Annotated in this window: 8 protein-coding genes; 3 read left to right on the top strand and 5 right to left on the bottom strand. The window is 48.0% G+C overall.

The window, feature by feature from the left end; translation table 11 throughout:
* Nucleotides 1-121: 121 nt before the first annotated feature.
* Genes ABIO93_RS13115 through ABIO93_RS13100 form a run of 4 tightly spaced genes read right to left on the bottom strand, consistent with a single transcriptional unit; the run spans nt 122 to nt 8,035 of the window.
* Nucleotides 122-2,443: a PSD1 and planctomycete cytochrome C domain-containing protein gene (locus ABIO93_RS13115; RefSeq protein WP_348068285.1), complete on the bottom strand. Its 2,322-nt coding sequence runs from the start codon at nt 2,441-2,443 to the stop codon at nt 122-124.
* A 21-nt stretch (nt 2,444-2,464) separates the two neighbouring features.
* Nucleotides 2,465-4,813 carry a GH92 family glycosyl hydrolase gene (locus ABIO93_RS13110; RefSeq protein WP_348068283.1) on the bottom strand — a complete coding sequence of 783 codons (2,349 nt, stop codon included), beginning with the start codon at nt 4,811-4,813 and terminating at the stop codon, nt 2,465-2,467.
* Complete coding sequence (locus ABIO93_RS13105) at nt 4,810-5,793, bottom strand: phytanoyl-CoA dioxygenase family protein (RefSeq protein WP_348068281.1); 984 nt, start codon at nt 5,791-5,793, stop codon at nt 4,810-4,812. The genes ABIO93_RS13110 and ABIO93_RS13105 overlap by 4 nt, the downstream gene beginning before the upstream one ends.
* 49 nt (nt 5,794-5,842) lie before the next feature.
* Entirely contained in the window at nt 5,843-8,035 is a 2,193-nt protein-coding gene (locus ABIO93_RS13100; RefSeq protein WP_348068279.1) for a hypothetical protein, read from the bottom strand.
* A gap of 150 nt (nt 8,036-8,185) precedes the next feature.
* On the opposite strand from ABIO93_RS13100, the gene ABIO93_RS13095 reads away from it, so the two are divergent.
* Nucleotides 8,186-10,468 (top strand): hypothetical protein, encoded by a 2,283-nt coding sequence (locus tag ABIO93_RS13095; protein ID WP_348068277.1) that lies wholly within the window; start codon nt 8,186-8,188, stop codon nt 10,466-10,468.
* Between the two features lie 3 nt (nt 10,469-10,471).
* Here ABIO93_RS13095 and ABIO93_RS13090 read toward each other — a convergent pair whose 3' ends face one another.
* Nucleotides 10,472-11,380 carry a LysR family transcriptional regulator gene (locus tag ABIO93_RS13090; protein ID WP_348068275.1) on the bottom strand — a complete coding sequence of 303 codons (909 nt, stop codon included), beginning with the start codon at nt 11,378-11,380 and terminating at the stop codon, nt 10,472-10,474.
* Between the two features lie 151 nt (nt 11,381-11,531).
* Between ABIO93_RS13090 and ABIO93_RS13085 the strand changes: the two genes are divergently transcribed.
* Entirely contained in the window at nt 11,532-13,193 is a 1,662-nt protein-coding gene (locus ABIO93_RS13085) for a carboxylesterase family protein (RefSeq protein WP_348068273.1), read from the top strand.
* A gap of 43 nt (nt 13,194-13,236) precedes the next feature.
* Entirely contained in the window at nt 13,237-15,684 is a 2,448-nt protein-coding gene (locus tag ABIO93_RS13080) for an alpha-L-rhamnosidase C-terminal domain-containing protein (protein WP_348068271.1), read from the top strand.
* Nucleotides 15,685-15,690 lie beyond the last annotated feature (6 nt).

The following is a 15,690-nucleotide window of genomic DNA, read 5'->3' as shown; positions in this document are numbered from 1 at the left end:
TATATGTATGAACATTAAACAATTGTTTCATGCAAATTTCTCTATCAATGAAAATCTACGCATTGACAAGATAATGACATTCAGCCAGCGCACACCTTTTGCGATTATAACGTCCGTATTTTTAGCTTTTTGTAATCGTTTCTTCCATGTTGTACAGCGCATTGATCACCCGCATCAGCGCAGCTGCCTGTACCTCGTTCGTTTTCGTTTCGTGCGGATACTCACCCACATTCAACACTTTGAGCGCGTGCTTTCTATCTTTCGAAAACATCGATAGCTCGCTGTTATAGTAGTCGGTGAGCAATTTCATCTCCTTGTCGGTCGGCTGCCTGCAAACAATCCGTTGAAACGAGGTTTTAATGTTAGTTTCCACGTCGGTGGATTTTATTACCAGCCGTTCGGCGAGCACACGTGACGCTTCCAGTACCGTCGGGTCATTGAGCATGACCAATGCTTGCAAAGGCGTGTTGGTTTTAGAGCGTTTGATCTCGCAATGATCACGGTTACTGGCATCAAAAATGATCATCGAAGGCGGTGGTACTGTCAGTTTGATAAATGTGTACATGCCCCGGCGGTACACTGCTTCACCCCTATCCTGCTGATAACTCCGCAATGAGCCACGGCCGGAAGTTGCTGCTTCCCAGAGTCCTTTGGGCTGGTAGGGTTTTACACTGGGGCCGCCTATTTTCAGGTTCAGCAGTCCGCTTGTCGATAATACCATATCCCTAACCAATTCCGCAGGCAACCGGTAACGCGGGCCGTGGGATAGGTAAATATTGTCAGGATCGGCTTTGAGCTTTTCATCCGTAACCTTGGCCGATTGTTGGTAAGTAGCCGACGTCACGATTTGTTTTACCAATCTTTTTATATCCCAGCCATGGTTCATAAAATCCACTGCCAGCCAGTCGAGTAGTGCCGGGTTCGTCGGTAGCTCACCCTGCATTCCGAAATCGCCACTGCTCTTTACAATACCCCGCCCGAAAAATTCCTGCCAGATTTGGTTCACAAATACCCGTGCCGTCAATGGATTGCTTTTACTGGTCGTCCATTTGGCAAGGCCGAGCCTGTTTTGCGGAAGTTTAATGGTATCAAATTTCATCACCGCGGGCAATGCCACGGCAGTCACCATGCGTCCCGGCGCATCATACACGCCACGGTTCAATATATACGTGGACCTGAGCGTGTCGCGATCGCCCAGCACAGAAACCATTAATCCACTGGTATCCGGCTTGTTGATAAACGACAGCAATGTCTTCGCTTCCGTATCCGAAATTCTCATAACCGGCTGTTTTGCAGGCTTCGTCATCTCGCTATACCCCTCATAACCAACCTCTTTCGAGTTGTTAAAGAATGCATACAGGCGGTAATAATCTTCCTGCGAAATAGGGTCATACTTGTGATCGTGACATTGCGCACATTCTACGGTCAACCCCAAAACCCCTGTACTGAAAGTTTTGGTCTTATCAATATTGTATTCAACCCGGTATTCCTCCAATATCACGCCTGCTTCCTCTGTATACTTATGGTTCCGAAAAAATGCGGTGGCCAAAATCTGTTCCTTGCTCGCATTCGGCAGCAAATCCCCCGCTATCTGCCAGGACAGAAACTGGTCATAACGCATATTTCTGTTAAAGACGCTCACTAACCAGTCGCGCCACGGCCATTGTGTACGGTACTCATCGTCCTGGTAACCATAGGAATCAGCATACCTCGCTACGTCCAGCCAATGAACCGCCATTTTCTCGCCATATGCTTTCTGGTTAAGCAACTCATCCACCATCTTTTCGTATGCCTTATCACCTCCATCGGTCTCAAATTTCTTTTGCATTTCCAGCGTCGGTGGCAGACCAGTCAGATCCAGCGAAACCCTTTTTAGCAAATGGCTTTTACCGGCCTCCTCGTTAGGTGCCAATCCGGTGCCTTCCATTTTCTGTAACACAAAATGGTCAATTTCGTTTTTGGGCCAATTTTTGTCGGACACCTCAGGGACTATGGGCAACACCGGCGCAGTAAACGCCCAATGCTTTTCGTACTTAGCGCCCTGTTCGATCCATTTTTTTACCAGGCCGATTTCATTTTCATTTAAAAGTCCCAAATGCGACTCAGGAGTCGGCATCTGATATTCCGGGTCTACGGACGTAATCCTTTTATATACTTCCGACTGCTCGGGCTTGCCGGGAAAAATAGCGAACCCTTTGCCATCCTTCAATTTCGCATAGGCACTTTCTGCAACGTCGAGCCTGAGCCCTGCCTCCCGCTTCTTCGCGTCGGGCCCGTGGCATGCATAGCATTTGTCGGACAAGATTGGACGGATGTCAAAATTATAGCTCACAGGATCATTGCCCGATTTGGTTTGCAATGTCCCGTTCTTTTGAAAACAGGAGGCCACCAGAAACGCTACCGCCCCAGACAATGCGACGAGAAGTAAAATATGCTTTTTCATTTGTAAGTCACACTAAATTGATCATTGCGCAGATGGAGGAGGCGCGGATGTCCCCCAATTTTTGTTCGGTTCACTTCCCATTGTAAAGACAAGCTTGCCTCCTTTCATCAACTCATCACGGTACAGCCAGCAGTTTTGAATGTTCCGCCCATTGAATGTCAGGTTCTGAACATATACATGCTCCTTTGAATTATTTTTTGTCTCAATAACCAGTATCTTTTTGTTGCCAAGCGTTATGCTTGCTTTGTCAAATGCAGGACTACCAAATTCAATGATCGGGCGAAGGTCGGTAAAGCCTTTGACATCAAATAGCCCCAGACTCGTCAGCACATACCAGGAACCTAATTGACCCTGATCCTCATCCTGGCCATATCCATAACCGTGAATAGGTTCAGTTCCGTAAAACTGATCGCAGATCATCCGTGTCCATTTTTGTGTCAGCCAGGGTTGTCGCGAAAAATTAAACAACCAGCTAATGTGCAGGCTGGGCTGGTTTCCGTGGTTATACACTGCATTGATCCCGGCAAATGCGTCGATCGTCTTTCCACCGCCAAAGCCTTTTTTCTCCGCATCTTTAAAAATGCCGTCGAGCGTTTCATTAAACTGCCCATTGCCTACCTCACCAATTAGCGCAGCCGGATTGTGCGGAACATAGTAGGTGTATTGCTTGGCATTACCTTCCTGAAAACCCCGCCACGCCTCGTAGGGATCGAAATCCTTGATGAACTCGCCGGTTGCCGTCTTTGGCTGGATCAGTTTGTTAGCTGGATTAAACAATTTTCGCCACCCGTTGGAATAGCCCATGAACATTTTATAATCTGCGTCATTCCCCAGGGATTTGGCCATTTGAGCGGCAGCGAAAGCGCTAAAACTATATTCGAGCGTATGCGAGGCAGAAAAGCTGGATCCGGTTGAATCAGAGATGAAATTTTTTCCATCTCCCACCTGTGGCACGTAATTGAATTTCAGAAATGCCCTCGTATCCATTTTCCCGGATCCTTTCGGGCGATTTTGCCAGCCCAGTTCGTTTTTTCGGATAGCTTCGTAGGCTAATTTTACATCATAGTCGCGCAGGCCCAGCTGATAGGCTGCTGCTATGGTAAGACCAATAAAATTAGTACCGACCCCCGAAACGAACTGACTGTTGGCAATCCCATCCCCAAACCATCCCCGGTCCTTATAAATGCGTAAATGTGTATTGACAAATCTTTGGTACCAGTCAGGATAAGAGAGTGACCATAGTTGGGTTACATTCCAGAAAGCACCCCAAATGGCATCTGTGTTCATAAAACCATACTTGTTTTCCTGTTCGGAAAGCTGACCCGACAAACCGCCGTGTTTGGGATAGGCACCATTGACATCACTCGCGGTACCTCTTCCCAGCAAGGCGTGAAACAGTCCCGTATAGAATTTGATCTTGTCATTTACATTCAGGCTTTCTACGTAGATCTTACCCAGTTCTTGTTGCCAGGTTTTGCTCGCCAATGACTTAGCCTCGTCAAATGTAAGTTCTGCTGCCTCTGCCAGAAGATTAGCTTTGGCGTTCGCCGTGGAAGTATAGCTTAACCCCACTTTGATCTCCAAAATATCGTCGGCCGAAGTATTGTAATTCAAAGCAAACCCAGCGCCTTTACCACTTACATTAATGCTACCTGCCTGAATGCCGCCAGCATTGAATGCCGTAATGGTCTCCGGTTTCCTGCTGAGCTGTCCGTACACGAACATCGCAACTTTACCTTCCGGGTCGTACTGGGCCACATATTTGGGATAAGTAATCACGTAACCCTCAAAGTGGGTATCATCAACCATGTGAATTCCACTATCGACAACCTTACCGCTTTCGCCCTGCGTTTGTCCTATGTCGAGGATAATGTGGGCTTGGTCTGTTTTTGGAAATGTGTACCGATGGAATCCGACCCTTTTAGTTGCCGTAAGCTCCGCCGTGATCTGATAATCATTCAGCAGTACCTTATAATAACCCGGCTGCGCAACTTCGTTTTGACGCGAAAATGCCGACCGATAACCACTTCCCGGCTTATCCAGCTCCCCGGGATTCAATTTCAACGAACCGGTTGTAGGCATAAAGCTGACGCCTCCCACCTGCCATTCGTGAAAGTGTACAAATCCTTCAATTGAATTTTGTCTTACATCGTAACCTACTGCTTCCCAGCCACTCGCATTGCCATAATGACCATTGGTTGACGGGGCAAGCTTAGCCATACCGCCAGGTACTGCCGCGGGTGTGAAGTAAAACCATCTGCTATGGGCGGTACCGATATTGGGATCCACGTATTTTAAAACATCCTGCGCCTTCACATGAAACGAGACGAGCGCGGCAAATAAAAAGGTAGTTATTTCTCTAAATTTCATATACCAATGTGCTGATCGTATAATTCGGTCTGATTCACCATTGGAATTCTTTTGCCCAGTTCCTTCAACTCCTTGTCACCATCAAACAACAACGGAAAGAAATTGCTATCAAGAACCTTGTCCTGATCCATGGCAGGAAAGTCTTTCAAAGCGTCGAGCCGTTCATAGCCCGCTGTGTTCCCGACAGTCTGAGCACTCATTACATTGAGCACTACTGCTCTTCTGGAACGATCGGACACATTTTCATACGAGCCATGCATGGTCAGCGGGTGGTGCAAGCTGGCATATCCTCTCTTCAATTCATTGGCGACGCGGTTATCGAAGCTCCTGTTTTGCTCTTCGTTTAATATTCCCCGCACTGCCTCCATCCCGCCCGTCAGCCCGGTAATAGGAAGCAAGCCCCATTTATGGCTACCCGGTACAAAGTACAGACAACCGTTTTCTTTGTTTGCGTCGTCGAGACCGATCCAGCAGGTAAGATGATGCATTGGCTTGGTAAATGTCCAATAGGAATAATCCTGATGCCATGCTACCACGCCTCCATGCCTGGCCGGTTTGCAAAATAACTGATCATGGAAAAGCCTGAAAGACTGCCCCAGCAACTGATAGGCAGCCATCCGGTAAGCTGGCGACCAGAACAGATCGTGAAAACCGGGCGTGATACGCCACGCACCGATCGCGTGAAAGAGCACCCGGTTCACGTCTTCGGATTCATTGCTTTCATAATGGTAAAACAATTTCCGCTCCTCGTCGGACAGGGATTGCAGCCTTACAAGCTCCTCGTTCAGCACATCCACCTGCTCGTCAGACATTACTTTGATACCGCTAACGAAGCCGTCCCTTTCAAAATCAGCGATCTGCTGTTCGGACAGCATGTACTGTTCCCAGTCTTTCGCAGTTTTGGGCTGCTCGAAAAGATTCGTGAGCGGGTGGCTATAATTTGCGAGATCCATCGATAATCCGTCATTTTGAACTAGCATAAGTATTGCTTACTGGTTAAAGTGAGTTATTTTCTTGCTTCAAAAACTACTATTTCACCTGAAATTCAATGAGTTCACCCGCATTAGTGTTAAGGCTAAATCGCGCACCGGAAACCGACTCCGCGCTCTTTCCATTTCGTATTACACGCACAGTTTTTTCAGGCCAGGGGTTGACAATGGTGCATACCTTCCCCTTTTCACTTTTGATCCGGACATCAGAAATGCGTCCGCCGACCTGTCGCGCTGAAACCAGGAAGGCACCCCAGGTTCTTAGGTTTTTAAATTCTGCGTCCTGCCCCTCAGGCATTCCGGCAAACAGGCGGATTACATTGCCCGCACTCATACAAAGCATTTCGTCCAAAGCATTAGCCACTGTGCAGCTATTCTCTATCCCGTGCGGATTATCCAGCTGAAAACCATTCGGATAGGTATGTAAAGCATACTTACGCAGTTCGTTAAAGACAATCTGAGGATCATAACCTACCCTGATCGCAGCCATAAAAAAACTGTTACCGGTATTGTAGTCCTGAAACCTATTCATATCTGCGATGGTATTCCGTGACAATGCCAATAACTCCTCGCCACTGTCCAGCGTGATTCCATTCGCAGGGTAAATGTGCTGGATGCCCAAACCATTATTGACCCACCAGTCCACCCCTTTCTCCGTATAACGGAATACCTTTTTCCCCTTCCGCACCTGAACCGGGAACTGACTTAGCTTATCCAAAATATCCCTCCATTTTGCCTGCCTGTCCTGATCTACTTTCAAAGTGGAACTTAGGTCAAGCATCAGACTAAAAGCGTTGCGGATCAGCCCCAATGAAAGAATGGAATTCTTGTCCGCACCGGATCCTTCGTGCACTGCATCATCGTAAATGACATACCGGCCATCTTCATATTTCAAAAAGTCTTCCCAAAAACTAGCTACCGCCAATGCATATGGGTAGATCTTTTTGCCATAAGCCTCGTCATAAGTACTGCGCCAGTATTGCGCTATATTCAGCAAGCCATACGCTGCATTGGAGCGCTGCCCGAAGAACAAACCGCCCTGCTGCTGGTTGGTTGTGTTATGAAACCTCGGGTGATTTCTGGTTACTTCAACTCCCAAAGGCCCGATACCCACCGGATACAGAATTCCCCTGGTGTGGGTCACATTTTTAGCATACCACTCGCCTCTTGGAATAAAATCGATCAATGGTGCGTCATGAGGCATACCCTGCTCCAAACGGTTGGCAGAATAAAGCGAATAAAACGGTGCCTGAAAGTTATAGTTCAAATGATAATCTCCGGCCCAGTTCGGATCGTCATTGGTGACCCACCCAAAAATCCCGGGAGGGAATTTGGGGTCCCGGCTGCATGCTGCCATCGTGTACAGCCCCTGGTAGTACGCCTTCATTAAAACTGTGTCCGCAATGCTAACCGATGATTTCCCCCAATAAGCCTGCCACCACGCTTCATGTTTTGTCAGCTGCTTGTCGGCAGTCGTTTTATTTACCTTTTTAATTTGGGCCAATACATATTTCAATGGCTCCGGCTGTTTAAATCTGCTCGCGACGGTGATAGCGACGACAACTTTTTTGCCCGCCTCTACTGTAAATGTGTTACTGTTATGGTCAATTGTGAGCATGGCAACGGCTACCTCGGTGGCAATGTCAACGCTGTCGGCAAATGCGCGGGTAAGCCACTGAGCATTCCCTTCCGAACCCTTTGTTAATTTCGCCTGCCTGTTATCCGGTGCTGCAAGGCTTACCGTTACCTTAGCTGCTTTATCAATTGCTTGTACTTCAAGAAAAATAAGGTTGTCAGTAGCTGCTACCCATGATTTCACTTCCACTTTTCGACCATTGGATGTGAGAGAAGCTATTGTAGTGCCATCGAAAAGCTGTTGGTCAGCCGCTAAGCTGGCATGACCGAAACCTTCAATTTGAATGTCGACAGAACCCACCGGCCTGGGGCCTGATACATCATCCTTGCGGAACACACTTTCCGGTGAAATCAGCTGCCAGAAATCATTTTTAGAGAGGTAGTATCGCAGAACATCCCCTTTGTAGCCGACACACATGGTTACGTCGCCATTACCCATCAGGGGAGCATCTACTTTGTTATTACTTGGCGTGGAAACCAGTTCTTTCATCCAAATATTATGATAAGAGGACACCGCTGGCGCAGCTACCTTTGAACTTTGGCCAAAGCCTCCAAAAGAACTCAGGAGTAGAAGAAGAACTAAATGGGTTTGTTTCATGAATCCTTGTAAAATCTCAGTATAGTCAATGGTTTGTTTAATGGGTATTGGTCATATCACACAAACTCAATAAAGTTCATTTATATTTAATATGTACAAACATATGAACATATAAGTATATTTGCAAGCATCAATAATCCAATTCCTGAAATGCGATATCGGCTATTCCAAATCCTTACCCTTCACATTTTTACCCTTTTCTTTGTCCATTGTGCTTTTTCCCAGCATGATTTCAGTACCGATTACTTCAAGATCCATATCGACAAAAAGGGCTGGATCACGAGTATGAAGAACATTACTAAAACGGGCCAGCAACGCGAATTCAGTCCCGCAGACAAGCCCTCGCCGCTGCTATCTCTATTTGACAGTAAAAAACAACAATACCACCAGCCGACGAAAGCCATTTTTGATAAGACTAAACATACTTTCACATTACATTACCCCAATGGCTCTGTCGCCATCGTATCGCTAGAAACCCGGAAGAAGTACTTTAAACTAACCTTGCAATCGCTGAATCCGCGAAAAGATATCGACAATGTCCAATGGGGGGCATATCATACCAATATCACGAACCTTTTTGGCGAAATCATCGGTGTGGCCCGCGATACCAGCGAGGCGGTTAACTATGCCATCGGCATGCTCGCGCTCAACGACAATACGCTGGGTGGCACATCGGAAACGATTGCCGATGCTGCCCCGTTTCAATACATTATCCATAGTCCTGATAAAAATCGCTTCCCGCTTCCTGCACATCTGCACGAAGGCCAGGTGTTCCCGATTGGAGGCGATGGCATTAGTGATGTCGCATTTTATGCACATAAAGAGCCTTATTACAGGATTTTGTACGGTAATGCAGCCCTGATCGATGGTCAGGGCAGGATATCCATTGCTTACAATTCAAGGGACAGGGGCCCCAAACGTAAGGCATTCTTTTCACTGATACCCAACATGACGGCCAATGTGCCCAACCACCTGGAAATTCAGCCATTGCCGGGAGTGGACTATCGCGGCTCCTCGGTTGCGTTATGGGGAGGTCCCGATAGTACTGCGCTGTTGGACGTAGTTCAGAACATTGTAAAATCAGAAGGCCTTCCCTACCCGACCATCAACGGAAAATGGATCAAAGACCCGTCCGCTTTCGTTCCGGATGCTATTACCAGTGGAAACGTGTACGACAGCATTGTGCCATACACCCATCAGTTGGGTTTCAAGGCGATCAGCCTCTACGATCAGGGATTTATCAGGCCCGACCGGGGAAATGAAGGATACATAGATGGCAGGAAGTTTGAAAACAAACCCTTGAAAATGGCCTCGGGAAACAAATCGCACCGGGAGTTTTCCGAAATCGCGGCGGGGTCCGGGATCATGATCGGCCGCACGCCCATCACGACTGCACTGGCACCAGGTACCAAAGATGCAAGCCCCTTTCCGAGCGACAGTCTGTGCTATCAGCAAAAACGCCTGCTAGTCAAGAGTATCGGCCCTATGGACACGATCATCATCGTCAACGACCCCAAATACCTTGACGAAATAGCCAGCTGGGAAGGTCATTGTGCTAACCTTAATATGATTAAAATAGGTAAGGAACTCATTCATTATCTGGGAGTTTCGGACAAAGCACCCTACCGGCTCCTGAATGTCAAACGCGGCTATTGGAACACCCGTACAGCGGCCCACAACGCCCGTGATACGATTTACAAATTACAAGTAACGATCAACTACGGCTACGATGGCCTGATCCCCAACGTGCAACTGCAGGACCAGATCGCCGAATACTATGCGGCCGTGTGTAAGATCAATGGTCTGGCCTACTATGACTTCGACGGCCAGGAGTTTTTGTTCAACAATGGTCATGGCTACTATTCCGTGAAGCGCTTTTTTCGCAAGATGTTTGAAAAAGGCAAAGAACTGGGTGTGCCCTACATTCGGTTCACCGGTTCGACATTATCGGAAGGTTCGTGGCATTACCAGAGCGTGTGGAATGTGGGTGGTGGCAAGAACCTGTACGACGCTGAAACACGCGAATGGGGCAGTACTACCAGCCAGGGAAAAGATTTGAGGAATGTTACCTATGCCAATTTCTTTCCTTCGGGAATGGGCGGAAACTTCCCCATCAAAGCCACCTCCACCGTCGCACAATATGAGCATGTACAGGCCATTTCGGTGGGTATAGGTACAACTTACAGCCTCCAACTGAACCAAAAGGACGTTGAAAGCTGCCCACAGAAATACGACATTTTCAAGGCGATCAGAACCTGGGAAAATGCCCGTGCTGCCAATGCATTCCCAAGGTGGGTGAAAAAGCAACTCGCCGACCCCGTCAACCAGTTTCATTTAGACGAACTGAATAAGGACACCTGGCAGCTCTACAAAACAGATCCCGACGGTAAAAATGCAAGGCTATTCTGTGTTTTGAAAAGACAGAATGGGTAAGCTTCAAATGTCACCAAGCCTGACCATTCTGGCCATTGCTTCTACGATGGGCTGCCGGGATTTGTGAATAAGCATGTGTTGGATCACAACCTGCTTAAAGGGACTTCCATCGAGGTTCATGATCGGTTTGGAAATCAAATGAGGTTCCTGCGACAAATCGAGCGTTGCAGGAATGAATGCAATGCCTTTTCCCAGTCGTACCATACTTTTGAGAAGATCAAAAGAAGGCACAAAATGAATGATATTATTTTCCCGGTTGAAGTTGGCCTGCTGGCAGGCTTCCCCGAGCTGTTCGAAATAAAGTCCGGTTTCACGTCCGTGATCAATCCATTTGTCAAGTTTTAACTGTTCCAATCGCACAGCTTCCTGCCCGGCAAGCGGGTGGTCGCGGTTCATCAGAATGGTATAGTCGGCTTCGGCGTACTGAGTAGCTGACAATCCTTTAAAAGTCAATGGAAATACGGTCATACCCAGGTCAAGTTGGTCCCCGGCAACATGCTTCTGCACCTGAACCGGATTGGGAAGCTCTACCAAATTGACTTCTACTGCGGGAAAATGGGTAGAGAAAAGTTCTAACATGCCCATCACACGCTCTGGCAGGATGAGTTTGAAAACTCCCAAGGTAACAACCTGCTGCTTTGCACTGATTTGTCTGACATTAAAGATGGCATTTTCGCTCAATTGTAAAATGTGTCTGGCGTCGGCTAAGAACGACTTCCCCGCTTCCGTCAGCACTACCTGATGCAACTGAATACGCTTCGAACGTATAAACAACTCGGTGCCAAGTTCGTCCTCCAACTGCTTGATCTGCTGGCTTAATGCAGGCTGGGAAACAAATAACGTTTTTGCTGCCCGGCCAAAATGCAAATGCTCTGCTACCCCCACAAAGTATTTTAGCTGTCGAAGTTCCATTATGTTTTATTATTGGAACAAAAGAGCGGCAGGTGATAAGAAATACTTATCAGCAGGTAAGAATTTACGATTAGACTTTACCCACATTGTTTTGTATTGTTGCACGAATTGATCTGCAAATAGAAACTAACCCAGCCCTGTTCATCTGCATATGGAACCCATTCACCGTAGAGATTTTTTATCCAAACTATCACTGGCCACAGCAGCCATTTCGCTTCCCCAATTCAGTTTTTTACAGCCTGGCAGGGCCGACGAGTTTGTCGAAACTGAAATCACCCACGGAAAAATAAAAGGCGCGCGCAGGGATGGTGTCAATATTTTCAAGGGCATTCCTTATGGTGGCCGAATTTCCGGGGACAGAAGATTCCGTCGTCCGGCAGCGTTGGCAAAATGGACTGGTGTTCGCGACGCATTGGAATTCGGCGCACCTGCCATACAATCGCCTCGCCGCGGTGAGCCTGCGCCTTCGGAGGACTGTCTGTTCTTGAATGTATGGACACCTGCGAACGATAACAAGAAGCGGCCGGTCATGTTTTATAGCCATGGAGGCGGTTTCGTGGGCGGTTCGGGAGCAGCGGCCGGGCAAGATGGTGGCAACCTGGCCCGGAATTTCGATGTGGTAGTCGTCCAGACCAATCACAGGCTGGGCTTGCTGGGATTTCTCTACCTGGATGAAATTGCGGGTAAGGAGTATGCCGGATCAGGAAATATGGGTGTGCTGGACATTGCGGCAGGCTTGAAATGGGTGCATGAGAACATTGCGCAATTCGGCGGAGATCCTGGCAATGTTATGATCTTTGGCGAGTCTGGTGGTGGGGCGAAAACTTCCTGCTTGTATGCTATGCCAGAGGCCGCACCGTATTTCAATAAAGCTTCCATAGAAAGTGGGCCCGGCGTACGAATGCTTTCTAAGGAAACTGCCGCGGAAACGACGGCGATGCTTTTAAAAGAACTGAATATTTCGCCAAATAACTGGCAAAAGTTACTGGATGTACCAGCTTCCGACCTGCTGGTCATGCAAGGCAAACTACCCTTCGTACCACCATTTCAGGAAAGAAACAGCAAACGCGCCACCATGCAGGGCCGTTTGGGTGGTTTCGGGCCGGTAGTGGACGGGATTGTGCTCCCACATCACCCTTTTGACCCGACCGCTCCCGAAATATCGAAGGACAAGCCGCTCTTAGTGGGCTGGAATGAGGATGAGTACACCTTCTTTGCATGGGAGCGAAAAGACACTGAATCGTTCAAAATAGATTTTGATGGTTTGGAAAAGAAATTGCAACCACAATATGGTGAGGATACCCAAAAAGTGATCGAAGCCTATCGAAAAGCCAGTCCGAATGCTACTGCACCTGATATTTTCGTAGCCGTTTCTTCTATTACCATGATGGGTCTGGGGTCGATTGACATTGCTGAAAAGAAGGCAAAGCAGCATGGAGCGCCGGTTTATCTGTACAATTTTGGGTATAAGTCGGAGAAAAAGATCCCGGGAACGGAGTATGCCATGGGCACGCCGCATGCTATGGATATCTCTTTCAAATTCAACAATGAAATTCCGCCGCGAGACGGCTCTGCACCAAAGGAAAGTTTCTTCGGCGGCAACCGGCCGGAGCGCTTCGTGGCCTCTCATCATTTTGCTGAGCTTTGGACCACATTCGCCCGTACGGGCAAGCCTGCGGCCAAAGATGTGCCTGCGTGGCCAGCCTACAACCTGAAAGACCGGCCAATGATGCGGATCGCTGAAAAATGTGAGGTCATCAACGATAGGCTCTCCGGGGAGCTCGCCATGTGGCGGTCGATCGGTAAATTGTAGCCGGCATTCTGCTTTTTATAAAAATCATTTTCCTGAACTTCCCATGCGATCGAAGATATACGCCATTGCCCTGGCTTTCCTGTTGACAGCTATCTGCCTGTTCCCACAAACGGCCGGTGGACAGCAGCTCAACACTGAGCTTTTGCAGAAACCGTGGAAAGCACAATGGATCACAGGCCCTGGCATTCCGATCAACCGGTTCACGGCATCGTCCGATCTTTCCTTGAAAGATTATGGTGTATTCAAATTCAGAAAGTCGATCGAACTGACCGCAAAACCGACCTCATTTATCATCCACGTTTCCGGCGACAACCGTTACAAACTCTTTGTTAATGGCAAGCACGTTTCCCAGGGCCCGGCGCGGGGAGACCTGTATTTCTGGAATTTTGAAACCGTGGACATTGCTCCTTATTTGCAGGCCGGTAGCAATCTGATTTCGGCGTTAGTCTGGAATGAAGGCAGAGTAAAACCCGAATCACAGATCTCCTATCTGACTGGCTTTATTCTTCAGGGAAATACGGCAGCGGAAGAAGTCCTGAATACCAATGATTCGTGGAAAACCATTAAGGATGAAAGCTATCAGCCCAAATCGGTACGCGCTCTGGGCTACTATGTGGCTGGACCTGCTGAGCTCGTGAATATGAATACCCACGTGAGCGGCTGGGAAAAAGCAGATTATGACGATAGCAAATGGGTAAAGGCGCGCCTGATCGGGCCGGGACTGACCAAAGACGCGGCTGTAAATTCATCGGGATGGATGCTGGTACAATCTGAAATCCCGCAAATGGAAATGAATGTGCAGCGACTTTCGGCAACGAGAAAGGCAGAAGGCTTGCAGGTACCCAATACATTTCCCGCTACCAAAACCAATGTGACGATCCCTGCCAATTCAATGGCGACGATCCTGGTTGATCAGGGCTTTTTAACGAACGCCTACCCTACCCTGGAATTCAGCGGCGGGAAGGAGGCTGGCATATCAATGGGCTACTCAGAAGGACTGTATGTTGGTAAAAAAGAAATATTAAAAAGCCCCAGGCTGCCAATGCTAGCCAAAGGCAATCGTAATGAAATAGATGACAAGCTCTTTATCGGCCGTACCGACAGCCTGCGTTCCAGTGGCGCCGCTAACCAGCAGTACACCCCGCTGAGCTGGCGCACCTACCGTTACATTCAGCTCGTTATTGAAACAAAAGCAGATCCACTGGTCATTAATGACCTTTACGGCACATTTACGGGCTATCCTTTTACCCAAAAGGCAAAGCTGCAAACTCAAAATCCTGAATTGGCCAAAATGCTGGACATCGGTTGGCGTACAGCCCGGCTCTGTGCCTTTGAAACCTATATGGACTGCCCCTACTACGAGCAATTGCAATACATTGGCGACGCCCGGATACAAGCACTGGTTTCGATGTACAATGCTGGCGACGACCGGCTTGTCCGCAATGCACTCACCTTAATGGACCATTCAAGGATTGCCGAAGGCATTACATTAAGCCGCTACCCCACCGACCTGCACCAGCAGATACCGACATTTTCGCTATGGTGGGTGGCCATGCTGCATGATTATTATATGTACCGCCCTGATCGTATTTTTATCAAAAATAAGCTGCCCGGTACAAGGCAGGTGATCTCTTTTTTTGAACGCTATCAGCAGGCCGACGGCTCATTGAAAAATGTTCCGTACTGGGTTTTCACAGATTGGAGCCAGGGCAAAGGCTGGGACTTCGGAATGGCACCGATCGGTCAGGATGGAGAATCAGCGGTGCTGGATATGCAGCTGCTTTGGACCTACCAGCTTGCGGCTGAATTGGAAAATGATTTAGGACTCAAAGAATTGGCAGGCCGCTACAAAGCCCGCGCTGAACAGCTCAAAAAAACAATTCAGAGCAAATACTGGGACGCTGGCAGGGGTCTTTTTGCTGACACGAAGGAAAAGAATACTTATTCCCAGCACGCCAATTCGCTGGCTATTCTTTCAGGAATTGTAGCACCAGCCAATGCAAAGCCCTTGGCCAATAAAATGATGAGCGATACTACATTGGCACCCGCTTCCATTTACTTTAAATTCTACCTGCATCAGGCTTATACCAAGGCGGGATTAGGAGATAATTATCTGAGCTGGCTCGACAAATGGCGTGAAAATATGGCATTAGGACTCACTACCTGGGCAGAAACCTCGGATGTAAACACCTCACGCTCGGATTGCCACGCATGGGGATCAAGCCCAAATATTGAGTTCTTCCGCACTATTCTCGGTATTAACAGCGGAGCAGCAGGTTTTTCCAAAATCCTGATCACGCCACATTTGGGTACCATTAATAAAATCAGCGGTGAAATGCCCCACCCCAATGGCAAGATCACGGTTAGCTATAAAGTAAACCAAGGCGTGTTGCAGGCTGAAATTGAAATACCTGCCAAAACAACAGGTAATTTCGTCTGGAAAGACAAATCACTCGCATTAAGGGCCGGGAAAAATTCATTGAAATTGTAAGTTAGC

Origin of the sequence: Dyadobacter sp. (assembly GCF_039919315.1) — a bacterium.
Classification (GTDB): domain Bacteria; phylum Bacteroidota; class Bacteroidia; order Cytophagales; family Spirosomataceae; genus Dyadobacter.
Note: the sequence above shows the minus strand (reverse complement) of the source record. Positions and strands in the feature narration are given on the sequence as shown.